Below are 13,371 nucleotides of genomic sequence, written 5' to 3'. Positions count from 1 at the left end.
GCTTGATGAGCGATTGCCGTGTCGAAGAACAGCCGGGCCACGGTCCGGCACCACGAGAGGAGTCACCGAGATGGCCGAGAACCTCGAAGCCGCCGAGCCCGCCAACATCCTGAACGACGAGCGCGCCCGTCGCCTCGCCGACCGCGCCGCCCTGTACGCCGCCGGCAAGAATCCCTACCCGGAGCGTTCTTCCGTGACCGATCACGCCGCCGACCTGCTCGATCGTTATGAGCATCTCGCCAACGAGGAGGTCGCCCCCGAGACCGTCACCATCGGCGGTCGCGTCGTGGCCAAGCGTGGTCAGGGCAAGATCATGTTCATCGTCGTGCGCGATCCGTCCGCCGACATCCAGCTCTTCTGCCGCGTGAACGATGTGGAGGAGGAGTCCTGGGAGGTTCTGAAGGAGCTCGACCTCGGCGATATCGTCCAGGCGACCGGCCAGATGACGCGCACCAAGCGCGGCGAGCTCTCCATCGCTCCGCGAACTGCCCAGCTGCTCTCCAAGGCGGTCCGCCCGCTGCCCGAGAAGTTCCACGGCCTCTCCGATAAGGAGACCCGCTATCGCCAGCGTTACGTCGACCTCATCGTGAACGAGGACGTGCGTGAGACCTTCCGCAAGCGCTCCGCTATCGTCTCTGCCTTCCGCCGCTACATGGAGGACAACGGCTACATGGAGGTCGAGACCCCCATCCTACAGTCCATTCAGGGTGGCGCCACGGCCAAGCCGTTCATCACGCACTTCAACGCGCTCAACCAGGAGAACTACCTGCGCATCGCCACCGAGCTGCACCTCAAGCGCCTGCTCGTGGGCGGCTATGAGCGCGTGTTCGAGATCGGCCGTATCTTCCGCAACGAGGGCATGGACCTCACCCACAACCCCGAGTTCACCACCATGGAGGCCTATCGCGCCTACTCCGACCTCGAGGGCATGAAGGAGCTCGCCGAGGGCGTCATCAAGGCCGCCGCGCGTGCCATCGGGCTGGAGGGCATGATCGATTACCAGGGTCAGGCCATCGACCTGTTCTCCCCGTGGCCGTCTCGCCCCATGACCGACGTCGTCTCCGAGGTTCTGGGCCGCACCATCACCATCGATACGCCCGTCGAGGAGCTTCGCGCCGCCTGCGACGAGCATGACATCGAGTACAAGCCCGAGTGGACCGCCGGCAAGCTCATCGCCGAGCTGTTCGACGAGCTTGGCGAGGCCATCCTCATCAACCCGACCTTCGTCGTGGACTACCCCGTCGAGGTCTCCCCGCTGGCCAAGCGCCACGAGGACGACCCGCGCCTCACGCACCGCTTCGAGCTCTTCATCGCCGCGCACGAGTACGCCAACGCGTTCTCCGAGCTCAATGACCCGGTCGATCAGGCCGAGCGCTTCGCCGCGCAGATGGAGGAGAAGGCCGGCGGCGACGACGAGGCCATGGAGTACGACGAGGACTACGTGCGCGCGCTCGAGTACGGCATGCCTCCCGCGGGTGGCATCGGCATCGGCATCGACCGCGTGGTCATGCTGCTCACCAACTCCACGTCCATCCGCGACGTCCTGCTGTTCCCGCACATGAAGCCCGAGAAGGGTTCCAAGTCCGGTGCCGCTGCTGCCAAGGCCGCCCAGATGGCCGAGGCCGCGGGTGCCGCGAGCCCGTTCCTTACGTCCATGAAGCCCACGAACGACTACTCCAAGGTGGTCGTCGAGCCGCTGTTCGAGGATTTCGTCGACTTCGACACCTTTGCCAAGAGCGACTTCCGCGCCGTGAAGGTCAAGGACTGCGTGGCCGTTCCCAAGTCCAAGAAGCTGCTGAACTTCACCCTGGACGACGGCACCGGCACCGACCGTACCATCCTTTCCGGTATTCACGACTACTACGAGCCGGAGGACCTGATCGGCAAGACGCTCATCGCCATCACCAACCTGCCTCCGCGCAAGATGATGGGTATCCCCAGCTGCGGCATGATCATCTCCGCCGTGCATGCCGAGGCCGAGGGCGACGAGACTCCCGAGCGCCTCAACGTTCTGATCGTGGACGATGCCATCCCCGCCGGCGCCAAGCTCTACTAGATCACCTCAATTTAGGGACAGTCCCTAAATTGAGGTCACCACCGGATGCTTGAGGTTGGCCTGGGTGCCGAATGGCCTCCGAGCGCTGATCGAAGTCAAATGAAAGTCACGTTTCCGCCCTTGGAAACGTGACTTTTGCTATGTCTCGGTGGGGGATGGGGTCGGCTGCAGACGCCCTCTGCGCAGGGTGCGGTCGGTCTAGGGCCGATTTCGCCCGTCGGACGTGAGCGAGGGGCCTCTCGTCGAGTGCGGGCTGGTTTCCTCAACTGAACTTTGGGAATATATAAGTCGTATGCCTAATGTCCGTACCAGATGCGCCAAGGAGGCACCCATGGACTACAAGATCACCGGCTATGAGCCCGCCAAGCTGTTCCATTACTTCGAGGAGATCAGCGCCATCCCGCGCGGCTCCGGTAACGAGAAGGGCATCAGCGATTACCTGGTGGCGTTCGCCAAGGACCGCGGCCTGTGGGTCTACCAGGACGAGGTCTACAACGTGATCATCAAGAAGGCCGCTTCCGCCGGCGCCGAGGGCAAGCCCGCCGTCATGCTGCAGGGTCACATCGACATGGTGTGCGACAAGCTCGGCACTGTCGAGCACGACTTCGAGAAGGACGGCATCGACCTCGTGGTGACCGACGGGGTCCTCACCGCCAACGGCACCACCCTGGGCGCCGACAATGGCATCGCGGTCGCGCTCATGCTCACCGTGCTCGATGACGACTCCCTGGCCCATCCGGCCATCGAGTGCGTCTTCACCACCGACGAGGAGTCCGGCCTCGTGGGCGCTGAGACCCTCGACAAGTCCCAGATCGACGCCCGTACCATGATTAACCTGGACTCCGAGGAGGAGGGCGTGGCCACCGTGAGCTGCGCCGGCGGCGTCGTTGTCACCTACACCCGCCCCATCACTCGCGAGCACAAGTCCGGCAGCGTGCTCACGCTTGAGATCTCCGGCCTGCTCGGCGGTCACTCCGGCGCCGACATTCACCTCGAGCGCGGCAACGGCAACCTGATCATGGCCCGCATCGTCGAGCGCCTCATGATCGCCGGCGAGCCCGCCCTCGTGAGCTTCAACGGCGGCACCAAGGACAACGCCATCAACCGCGAGTGCAAGGCCGAGCTCGTCTACGCCGATCACGCCGCCGCCGAGGCGGGCGCCGAGCTCGCCCGCGAGATCGCCGCGAAGGTCGCCGCGGAGCTCGAGACCTACGACCCCGGCTTCACCTGCACCCTCGCGATCGCCGACGATGCCGAGGTCGAGGCCATCAACGAGGACACCGCGCTGGCTTTCGTGCGTGCCATCCGCCTCGCCCCCAACGGCGTGATGCGTCGCAACCTGGCGGCCGACGGTGCCGTTGACGTCTCCTCCAACATCGGCGTTGTCGCCACGTCCGACGACGAGGCCAAGATCCTGCTGTCTCCGCGTTCCTCCATCACCTCCCTGCAGGAGGAGTTCAAGGACCGCCTGCAGACGCTCGCCGACGTGCTGGGCTTCGACGCCAAGTTCGAGTACGAGTACCCGGGCTGGAGCTACGCCGAGCACTCCCCGGTGCGTGACGTCTTCCTCGAGAGCTACCGCGAGCTGTTCGACACCGAGCTCCGCATCGAGTCCATCCACGCCGGCCTTGAGTGCGGCCTGTTCGCCGAGGCCCTCGACGGCCTGGACGCCATCGCCGTCGGTCCGACCCTGAAGGATGTTCACACGCCCGATGAGTCCATGGAGCTCGCCTCCTCCGAGCGCTTCTATACCCTGCTCGTCGACGTGCTCAAGCGCCTCGCCGCCTAACGTCTCAATTGGGGACAGGTACAAATTGAGCCGTCTTCCCTAGGGATGCGAAAGGCCCGTAGCGATGAAGTTCGCTGCGGGCCTTATTGGATATGGGCACGAGCAGCGGTGCTGTCCCTTGCGTCAGCTGTCGCGTTTTGACCTCAATCGGTTATCATGGTGCGCCATTGGGTACACGTTTTTCGATAACACGCCACGAGCATAAACGAGGTAGACGCATGTTGGACCGATTCACCGATCGAGCGCGCAAGGTCATGTCGCTTGCGAAAGAGGAGGCTCGAGCGCTCAAGACCTCCAAGGTCGGCACCGAGCATTTGCTGCTCGCCCTGGCCAAGGAGCAAGAGGGCGTGGCGGCCGAGGCGCTGCGCGATCTCGAGATCACGTACGACGACATCCTCGAGCAGCTGAACGAGATCCATAAGGCCGCACCTTCGGAGCCTGAGCCCGAGGACGCCAAGCTTGCATTCACGCCGCTCGTCATCTCGGTGATGGAGAAGAGCTTCCGTCTGGCGCGCGAGAACAACCAGACCTATGTCTCCACGGAGCACCTGCTGCTCGCCATCGTGAGCGAGGGCAACGGCCTGGCTGTGGACATCCTGCGCCGCCTGGGCGTCTCGGGCGCGAGCGTCCGCGGCGCCGTGGAGAAGCTCACGGCCAAGGACCAGGGCAAGCAGCGTCCCCTGGCGGGCGCCGGCTCCGGTCGTCCGGGTGCGGGCCTGCCGTTTTTCGGCGGCGGAGCGCAGGGCCAGGCCGGTGGCAAGCCGGAGAGCGTGCTCGCGCAGTTCGGCACCAACCTCACGCAGGAGGCGCGCGAGGGCAAGCTCGATCCGGTCATCGGCCGAGAGAAGGAGATCTCCCGCATGATGGAGATCCTTTCTCGTCGTACCAAGAACAACCCGCTCATCCTGGGTGACCCCGGTGTGGGCAAGACCGCCATCGTCGAGGGGCTGGCGCAGGAGATCTCCGCCGGCAACGTCCCCGAGAACCTCATGGGCCAAAACATCTGGACGCTCGACCTGCCCGGGCTGGTGGCCGGTGCAAAGTATCGCGGCGAGTTCGAGGAGCGCCTGAAGAGTGTGATAGCGGAGGCCACCGAGGCCGACGACATCATCTTGTTCATCGATGAGATGCACACGCTGATCGGCGCGGGCTCCGCGGAGGGCTCAATCGACGCGAGCTCCATGCTCAAGCCGGTCCTCGCACGCGGCGCCTTCCAGATCATCGGTGCCACCACCGCCGAGGAGTTCCGTAAGTACCTGGCAAAGGATCCGGCGTTCGAGCGCCGCTTCCAGGCTATCGACGTGGATGAGCCGAGCGCGTCCGACACCGTGGCGATCCTTGCCAAGCTCGCTCCCAAATATGAGGAGCACCACCACGTCCGTTACACGCAGGCGGCCCTTGAGGCGGCGGCGAGTCTTTCGGCCCGCTATATCCAGGACCGCTTCCTGCCCGACAAGGCGATCGACCTCATCGACGAGGCCGGTGCCCGCGCTCGCATCGCGCGCAACAAGGCGCCCGAGCCCGTGCGCGAGGCCGAGGCCCGCGTGGTCGAGCTCAAGGCCGCCGTCGAGGAGGCGAGCGCCGCGGACGACATGAACCGCGCCGCCGAGGCCAAGGAACAGCAGCAGACCGCCGAAATCGCCCTGGGCGAGGCCCGCGCCGCCTGGAACGCCGAGCTCGACGCGAGCCCGGTCGTCATCGATGTGCCCCAGATCGCCGACATCGTCTCGGTGACCTCGGGCGTGCCCGTCTCGTCGCTCACGGAGGACGAGAGCCGTCGCCTGCTCGCCTGCGAGAACGCGCTCAAGACGCGTATCATCGGGCAGGACGAGGCGGTCGCTGCCGTCGCGAAGGCGATCCGGCGCAGCCGCAGCCCGCTCAAGGACCCCCGTCGTCCCGGCGGCTCCTTCATCTTTTTGGGCCCCACGGGCACCGGCAAGACCGAGCTCGCCAAGACGCTCGCCGAGTACCTGTTCGGCAGCAAAGATGCGCTTATCAGCTTTGACATGTCCGAGTTCGGCAGCCAGTACGAGGTCTCCAAGCTCATCGGTTCGCCCCCGGGCTACGTGGGGCATGAGGAGGGCGGCCAGCTCACCAAGGCCGTGCGCCGCAATCCGTACTCGGTGGTGCTGTTCGACGAGATCGAGAAGGCGCACCCCGACATCTTCAACATCTTGCTGCAGGTGCTCGACGAGGGCCGCCTGACCGACAGCCAGGGCAAGACCGTTGATTTCCGCAACACGGTTGTCATCATGACGAGCAACGTGGGAGCCCGCGAGATCGCACAGGATTCGAGCGTGGGCTTTGGCACCACGGGCGAGGCCGGTCTTACCGCCGACGAGATTCGCGGACGTGCGATGGGGGAGCTCAAGCGCCTGTTCCGCCCCGAGTTCATCAACCGCGTGGACGATATCGTGGTGTTCCAGAAGCTCGCCGGTGAGAGCCTCACACGCATCGCCGAGCTGCTCGTCGACGACCTGCGTCAGCGTCTGATTGCCAACGGGATGAATATCGTGCTGACCGACGCCGCACTCGACAAGATCGTGCGCGAGGGCACCGACCTTACCAATGGCGCTCGTCCGCTGCGCCGTGCCATCCAGCGCCTCATTGAGGACCCGCTGTCCGAGGAGCTGCTGGCGGGCGAGTGGTCCGCGGGCGATACGGTTCAGTGCGACCTTGCCGACGGTGAACTCGTGTTCACCCATGTTGCCGGCGAAATCCCCGCTCCTCGCGCGACCGGTGAGCTCGGTGCGGGTTTTGACGCCTCGGCGCCGCGCCGCTCCACGAGCGCTCCGCGCACCGCAAGCACCTCCGGTGGACTTATCCAATCGGGCGCCGGCGCGCACTGAGTCATCGGCGCGCACTGAGTCATGTGAAATTGCGAGCCTTGAGCGGCCAGTCGGATAGATTTCCGGCTGGCCGCTTTGCAGTCGGCTCGTCTGACCCGGCCGTCAACCGCGTCTGTTTGACCCCTCCGTTCCGCAGGCGTGGCGGCATCGTAACTTTTCTGCAAATCTGAAGAGGGCCCTGCGATTCGTGCGACAATAAAACGAGCGAGAAACAAGGGAGGTCCGCCGTGGAACAGAAAAGCACCGACGAGCGCATGAAAGAGGCCGTTCGCCTCACCGCCCCGGGGCAACCGCTGAGGACCGCCCTCGATATGATCATCGCGGGCCACATCGGCGCGCTCATCTGCGTGGGCGATACCGAGGCCGTACTTGCCGCAGGCAACGATGGCTTTCCGCTGAACATTTCCTTCACGAGCAACCGACTTTTCGAGCTCTCCAAGATGGATGGCGCGATCGTCATCGACGGCGGGCTCAACAAGATCCTGCGCGCCAACTTCCACCTCAATCCGGATCCCTCGCTCTCCACGAGCGAGACGGGCATGCGCCATCGCACCGCGGCCCGCATGAGCGTGCTCACCGACGCCACGATTATCTCGGTGTCCGAGCGCCGTGGCGTGGTGAACGTCTATGTGGATGGCAAGTCCTATCAGATTCAGCCGGTGACCGAGATCATGAGCTCGGTGAACCAGCTCGTTTCCACGCTTCAGACCACGCGCTCCTCACTCGACCGCTCGCTCTTGCGCCTTACGGCGCTCGAGCTGGACGATTACGTCACGCTTGCCGATATCACGAGCATCTTCTCGAGCTTCGAGATCATGGAGCAGGCCAAGGTGGAGCTTCAGAACTGCATCGCCAAGCTGGGCAACCAGGGGAAGCTCGTGCAGATGCAGCTCGAGCAGCTCGCCGGCGCCGGTATGGAGACCGAATACAGCCTTATGATTCGCGACTATGCGGCCGATGCCTCCGAGGAGAATGCCGAGCGCGTGCGACAGGTGTTCTCGTCGATGTCGGCCCAGGACCTCACGAGTCCCAGCAAGGTCGCCAAGGCCCTTGGCTTTGAGGACCTCGACGAGGACTCCGTCATGTCCCCGCTTGGTCTGCGCACCCTGTCGCGCGTATCCGTCGTGCGCGACGGCGTGGCAGAGCGCATCGTGGATGAGTACGGTTCGCTGCAAGATCTTATGGACGACATCAAGAACGATCCCGACCGCTTGGGCAATTTCGGCGTCAACAACCCTGCGATTCTCGCGGATTCGCTCGCGCGGATGCACGGCAGCAAGCGCGAGGCTTAAGGCCCTCGGGTGCCGGGCTGTGCGCTTCGTTGGCCTCGCATGGGGCCGGGGCGCACGGATTTTGATCGATGAAGAGTGCGAGAGGGGCGCGGGTGCGCCTCTTTCGCGTTGAAGGGGAGGGAAGCATGGCCGAGGGCATGGAGCGCGCCTGCGCGATCATCGTGGCGGGCGGTTCGGGTACGCGTTTTGGCAATCCGGGCGGAAAGCTGTTGATCGAAGTTGCCGGTAAGCCGCTCATTACCTGGACGCTCGAGGCGTTTGACGCGGCCGAACGCGTGTCGCGCATCGTCGTGGTGTGCCCGCCCGATAAGTCCGATGAGATGAATCGCAGCGCCGTCGAACCGTATTCGTTCTCGACACCCATCGCGTTCGCGCCCTCCGGCGCCGAGCGGCAGGATTCAACCCGCAACGGCTTGTCTGCAGTTCCGGCCGACTGCGAGATCGCGCTCGTGCACGATGCCGCCCGTCCGCTGATCTTGCCCGAGACCATCGACGCCGCCATCGAGGCGCTCATTGCCGGAGATGATGCGGGGCCGGATGCCCTTGTGGATGCGGGCGGCGCCGAGGCGGCTGGTAGTCCCGCGGGGGAGAGCGCCTGTTCGACGGCGGGCGGTGTTCGTCGGGGGCATGCTCTTGACGGTGTGGTGTGCGGTCAGCCCGCGGTCGACACGCTCAAGGTCATCGATGGGGCCGGCTGCTTTGTGGAGACCCCGCCGCGCGCTCGGTTCTGGACAGTGCAGACTCCGCAGGTCTTTTGGACTAAGTCCCTGATCAAAGCATATGAATGGGTCGATCGCACGGGTTTTGTGGGCACCGATGACGCGTCTCTGATCGAGGGGGTGGGCGGCCGCGTGTGCGGGTTCGAGGCCCCGCGCGATAACCTCAAGGTTACGTTGCCCGAGGATCTGGCGCCGGTCGAGGCGGCCCTGCGTGCCCGACTTCGTGGGTGACCATGGCGATGCGTCCGGTTTTGGCAGACGGTTCCTCCGATGTGGGCCTCTTCCACAGCGTCCGGCGCCGCGCCGGAGAGTCCTTCTTGAGGTTTTTCGTATCGTATTTCGATTTCTCGAAGCAGGCCTCCGATTTTCAGAGCAAAAGCGCAGGTCGTGATTGCTCGAAAAGGAGGTCTATCCGGGGTTCCTCAAAAACGATACGAAAAACCTCATCAAGCAAGATGCGAGCGATCGTCAAGCCCGGATGTGAAGCGAAAAAGCGCCGCAGGGTATATCCTTAGCCCGTGCATTTTGTGAGATAAGGGGGCAGCATGGCATCGAATCTGCGCATTGGCCATGGATACGACGTACACCGCCTGGTGGAGGGGCGCCGCTGCATCATCGGTGGCGTGGATATCCCGCATAGCAAGGGCCTGCTCGGCCATAGCGACGCCGACGTGCTCGCGCACGCCCTAGCCGATGCCATCTTGGGCGCTTGCCGTGGTGGCGACATTGGCAAGCTCTTCCCCGATACAGACCCGGCCTACGCTGGAGCCGATTCGCTTAAGCTTCTCGCCGCGGTGATGGAGCACGCGCGCAGCTTGGGCTACGAGTTCGTCGATGCCGATTGCACTATCGCCTGCCAGGAGCCCAAGATCGGTCCACACCGCGAGGCCATGCGCGAGAATCTGGCCCGCGCCATCGGCTGCCCGGTCGAAAACATCGGCGTCAAGGCCACGACCACCGAAAAGCTCGGTTGGGAGGGCGAAGGCGAGGGCATAGGCGCCTGGTCCGTCTGCCTGCTGGAGCGATGTAGCTGAAAGAACCGTCCGCGGCGGTTCGCTATCCCTCTTTTTCTTTGGAGCGGATCTCCTTGTCCGACGAGGAGGAAGTCCGAGCTTCTGCAAGGTAGCCCGCTCGTATAGACTATGCAAGGAAGACAACGATGTGGTCGAGGCGGGGCATATCGTTCGCGCACAGTTTCCGCATGAGCCGAAGCGTCCTGTGGACGCTTCGTGCGAGCCAGGACTGTTTGAGCACGGATGATATGCCTCGCCCCGCCCCGGAGGAGATACCCATGAAGATCTACAACAGCGCCACTCACCAAAAAGAGGACTTCCGTCCCATCGAGGAGGGCAAGGTCCGCATGTACGTGTGCGGCCCCACCGTCTACGACAACATCCACATCGGCAACGCCCGCACCTTCATCAGCTTCGACGTGATCCGCCGCTGGCTCATCGCGAGCGGCTACGAGGTCACGTTCGCTCAGAACCTCACCGACGTGGATGACAAGATCATCAACCGCGCCAACGAGCAGGGTCGCACCGCCGAGGAGGTCGCCACCGAGTTCTCCGATAAGTTTATCGGCGTCATGCGCGCCGCCAACGTGCTCGACCCGGATGTGCGCCCCCGTGCCACCAAGGAGATCGGCGCCATGATCGGCATGATCAAGACGCTGATCGAGGGCGGTCACGCCTATGCGGCCGACAACGGCGACGTGTACTTCTCCGTGCGCAGCGACCCCTCTTATGGCGAGGTCTCCGGCCGCAACATCGATGACCTCATGGTGGGTGCCCGCATCGAGGAGAACGAGGACAAGCGCGACCCGCTGGACTTTGCCCTGTGGAAGGCCGCCAAGCCCGGCGAGCCCAGCTGGAAGAGCCCGTGGGGCGAGGGCCGTCCCGGTTGGCACACCGAGTGCGCCGCCATGGTGCACCGTTATCTGGGCACGCCCATCGACATCCACGGCGGTGGCTCCGACCTTGCCTTCCCGCATCACGAGAACGAGTGCGCCCAGGCCACCTGCGCCTGGCACGAGGGTTTTGCCAACACCTGGATGCACACGGGCATGTTGCTCGTTGACGGCGAGAAGATGAGCAAGAGTCTGGGCAACTTCTTCACCTTGGCCGAGGTGCTCGAGAAGCACTCCGCCGCCGCCTTGCGCCTGCTCATGCTGCAGACCCACTACCGCAGCCCGCTCGACTTCTCCTGGGAGCGCCTCGAGGGCGCCGAGAACTCGCTCGCGCGTATCGCCGGCACCTGCCGCAACCTCAAGTGGGCGGCCGACCACGCGGAAGGGGAGCCGAACGCCGAACTCGCCGATGCACTGACCGCCGCCATGGAAAAGGCCGCCGCCGACTACGAGGCCTGCATGGATGACGACTTCAATACTGCCGGTGCCGTGGCCGCTTACTTCCAGCTCGTGACCGAGGCCAACAAGTACCTCGAGCAGGCCGCCGGCGCGGTGGACGAGGGCGCCGCGCGCGTCTGCGCCGCCGTGATCAGCGGTGCGCTCGCGCAGCTGGGCGTCAAGCTTCCCGTGATCGAGGAACCGCTGCCCGCCGAGCTCGCAGGTGTGGCCGCCGAGCTCGTGGGCTTTGAGGGCGATGACGTTGACGCGGCCGCCGAGGCCATCCTCTCTGCTCGCGCGGAGGCCCGCGCCGCCAAGGACTGGGGCACCGCCGACGCCATCCGCGATCGCCTGAAGGAGCTCGGCCTCGCCATCGAGGACACCGCCGCCGGCTCCCGCATCAAGCACGCTTAGCCCCCGTCTCAATTTGGGGGCAGGCGCTAAATCACCTCAATTTGGGGACAGTCCCTAAATTGAGGTTGGCGTACGTCAGAAATGTCGCGCCGCATCCGGAGTGCCCGGGTGCGGCGTGCGCGCGTTATGAGCGCGCACGGGCGTGGGGGACGGGTGCATTTTTCGCACCGAGATGTGACAATGTCAGCGAGTGAATCGCTTTGAAAGGGGCCGAGATGGCACAGAAGAAGCGCCCGCAAAGGGGCGGCGATTATCAGGGAAAGCCGAAGCGCGGGACCGAAGGCCGCACGAAGGGCGCACAGGGACGTGGGGCTAGGTTCACGGCCCAGCAGCGCATGCCTCAGGCGTCTCGGACCCAGCAGACCGCAGCGCCCCAGCGCCGCGACGTCCACGCCGCCGAGGGCAATTACATCGAGGGGCGCCGTGCCGCGTTTGAGGCGCTGCGAACCGGCTTCCCCATCAAGCGCGCTCTGATCGCGCAGGGCGTGGAGAACGAGCCAGCCATTCGCGACTTGCTCGGCGGCCTTGGCGAGGCGGGCGTGAGCGTCAAGAGTGTGCCCCGCACTCAGCTCGATGCGATCTCGAGCCACGGCGCACATCAAGGCATCGTTCTCGAGGTTGGCAAGTTCCCCTATGCCGACCTCTCCGACATCATCGCCGCCGCACCGGCCGGCTCGCCCGCACTCGTGGTGGTGCTCGACCATGTCACCGACGCCGGCAACTTCGGCGCCATCGTGCGTTCTGCCGAGGTTGTGGGCGCAGCTGGCGTCGTGATTCCCAACAAGCGGTCGGCCGAGGTCACCGTCGCAACGTACAAGACCTCCGCAGGAGCCGTCATGCACCTGCCCATCGCACAAGTTCCCAACATCGCCCGTGCCCTCGAGGACCTCAAGTCCGCTGGCTTTTGGGTCGGCGGCGCCACCGAGCACGCGGAGGATGTGTGCTGGGATGCCCCGTTTGAGGGCCGCGTGGCGCTCGTCATGGGGTCGGAGGGCGACGGTATCTCCCGACTGGTGCTCGATACCTGTGACTTCACCACCAAGTTGCCGCAGCGCGGGGAGACCGAGAGCCTCAATGTCGCGCAGGCCGCCACGGCCCTGTGCTTCGAGTGGATGCGCCGCAACCGCGACTCACTAGCCTAGGAGCGCCCCATATCGCGGGCGTAAAATTTGCAGACACCGGAGATCTCCGAACGGAAGTAGAGGAAACGGGTCGTGACGAAGAAGAATCGACAGAAGTCAAAGGCCAAGCGTTTTGGCGAGGGTTCGGCCAAGCCGATCGTCGATGCAAGCACCTATGGTGTTGGCAACGCGTTCGCAGGTCTCGGCGCCTCGAGCACGCCCGTGCCGCCTCGCGGCGCCCGCTCGGGCAAGAAGGAGCTGCTCGTGGTCGACGGCTACAACGTCATCCACGCCACGCCGAAGTACGAGCGGCTCATGTTCGACCGCGGCGACCACCCCTATTCCAGCGATGTGTATGAGCGCGCCAGAACGGCCCTGGTCGGCGACGTGGCCGCGTTTGCGGGCCGACAGTACGAGGCGGTCGTGGTGTTCGACGCCGCGGGCAACGTGTCGCCCGATCGCCCGAACCTTCCGCAGGGCGGCGTGCGCATCGAGTTCTCACCCACGGGCGTGACGGCAGATACGGTGATCCAGGATCTGTGCACCCGTGCGCGCGAGGAGGGGAGGGCCTGCTCGGTGGTGACAAGTGACGCGATGATCCAGGCGACCGTCATGGGCCATGGCGTGACGCGCGTCTCGGCCCGCATGCTCGTGGAGGAGATCGAGGATATGAATCGCGATTTCGAGCGCGCCCGCGAGGAGAACGTGGACATCAAGTTGACGCTCGGGAGCCGATTGAGCCCCGAATCCCTCGCCAAGCTGCAATCCTTGCGCGGCCGTTAGAGCT

9 protein-coding genes are annotated in these 13,371 nt (G+C 64.8%); all 9 read left to right on the top strand.

Annotated features, from left to right (window positions below):
• Positions 1 to 70 precede the first annotated feature (70 nt).
• The 9 genes from lysS (at position 71) to COLINT_RS04090 (ending at position 13,367) form a co-directional block, all read left to right on the top strand.
• Positions 71 to 2,056 carry a lysine--tRNA ligase gene (gene lysS / locus COLINT_RS04130; protein WP_006723119.1) on the top strand — a complete coding sequence of 662 codons (1,986 nt, stop codon included), beginning with the start codon at positions 71 to 73 and terminating at the stop codon, positions 2,054 to 2,056.
• A 331-nt stretch (positions 2,057 to 2,387) separates the two neighbouring features.
• The gene (locus COLINT_RS04125; protein WP_006723118.1) at positions 2,388 to 3,845 is read left to right on the top strand and encodes an aminoacyl-histidine dipeptidase; all 1,458 of its coding nucleotides are present in this window, start codon (positions 2,388 to 2,390) and stop codon (positions 3,843 to 3,845) included.
• 218 nt (positions 3,846 to 4,063) lie between these two features.
• Positions 4,064 to 6,694 (top strand): ATP-dependent Clp protease ATP-binding subunit, encoded by a 2,631-nt coding sequence (locus tag COLINT_RS04120; protein ID WP_006723117.1) that lies wholly within the window; start codon positions 4,064 to 4,066, stop codon positions 6,692 to 6,694.
• A gap of 227 nt (positions 6,695 to 6,921) precedes the next feature.
• On the top strand, positions 6,922 to 7,986 hold the full coding sequence (disA, locus tag COLINT_RS04115; RefSeq protein ID WP_006723116.1) for a DNA integrity scanning diadenylate cyclase DisA: 1,065 nt from the start codon (positions 6,922 to 6,924) through the stop codon (positions 7,984 to 7,986).
• 125 nt (positions 7,987 to 8,111) lie between these two features.
• On the top strand, positions 8,112 to 8,936 hold the full coding sequence (locus COLINT_RS04110) for an IspD/TarI family cytidylyltransferase (protein ID WP_039910342.1): 825 nt from the start codon (positions 8,112 to 8,114) through the stop codon (positions 8,934 to 8,936).
• A 314-nt stretch (positions 8,937 to 9,250) separates the two neighbouring features.
• Positions 9,251 to 9,739 carry a 2-C-methyl-D-erythritol 2,4-cyclodiphosphate synthase gene (gene ispF / locus COLINT_RS04105; protein WP_006723113.1) on the top strand — a complete coding sequence of 163 codons (489 nt, stop codon included), beginning with the start codon at positions 9,251 to 9,253 and terminating at the stop codon, positions 9,737 to 9,739.
• A gap of 257 nt (positions 9,740 to 9,996) precedes the next feature.
• Entirely contained in the window at positions 9,997 to 11,463 is a 1,467-nt protein-coding gene (gene cysS / locus COLINT_RS04100; protein ID WP_039910340.1) for a cysteine--tRNA ligase, read from the top strand.
• Between the two features lie 215 nt (positions 11,464 to 11,678).
• A complete protein-coding gene (gene rlmB, locus COLINT_RS04095) occupies positions 11,679 to 12,605 on the top strand; it encodes a 23S rRNA (guanosine(2251)-2'-O)-methyltransferase RlmB (protein WP_006723111.1) in 927 nt (308 codons plus the stop codon).
• A gap of 72 nt (positions 12,606 to 12,677) precedes the next feature.
• Positions 12,678 to 13,367 carry an NYN domain-containing protein gene (locus COLINT_RS04090; RefSeq protein ID WP_006723110.1) on the top strand — a complete coding sequence of 230 codons (690 nt, stop codon included), beginning with the start codon at positions 12,678 to 12,680 and terminating at the stop codon, positions 13,365 to 13,367.
• Positions 13,368 to 13,371 lie beyond the last annotated feature (4 nt).

It is taken from the genome of Collinsella intestinalis DSM 13280 (assembly GCF_000156175.1).
GTDB lineage: Bacteria > Actinomycetota > Coriobacteriia > Coriobacteriales > Coriobacteriaceae > Collinsella > Collinsella intestinalis.
This window is presented reverse-complemented; position numbering and strand designations above follow the sequence as displayed.

Coding starts and splice junctions, on each gene's coding strand:
- lysS (WP_006723119.1), top strand. CDS start 71: ATGGCCGAGAACCTCGAAGCCGCCGAGCCCGCCAACATCCTGAACGAC.
- COLINT_RS04125 (WP_006723118.1), top strand. CDS start 2,388: ATGGACTACAAGATCACCGGCTATGAGCCCGCCAAGCTGTTCCATTAC.
- COLINT_RS04120 (WP_006723117.1), top strand. CDS start 4,064: ATGTTGGACCGATTCACCGATCGAGCGCGCAAGGTCATGTCGCTTGCG.
- COLINT_RS04110 (WP_039910342.1), top strand. CDS start 8,112: ATGGCCGAGGGCATGGAGCGCGCCTGCGCGATCATCGTGGCGGGCGGT.
- ispF (WP_006723113.1), top strand. CDS start 9,251: ATGGCATCGAATCTGCGCATTGGCCATGGATACGACGTACACCGCCTG.
- cysS (WP_039910340.1), top strand. CDS start 9,997: ATGAAGATCTACAACAGCGCCACTCACCAAAAAGAGGACTTCCGTCCC.
- rlmB (WP_006723111.1), top strand. CDS start 11,679: ATGGCACAGAAGAAGCGCCCGCAAAGGGGCGGCGATTATCAGGGAAAG.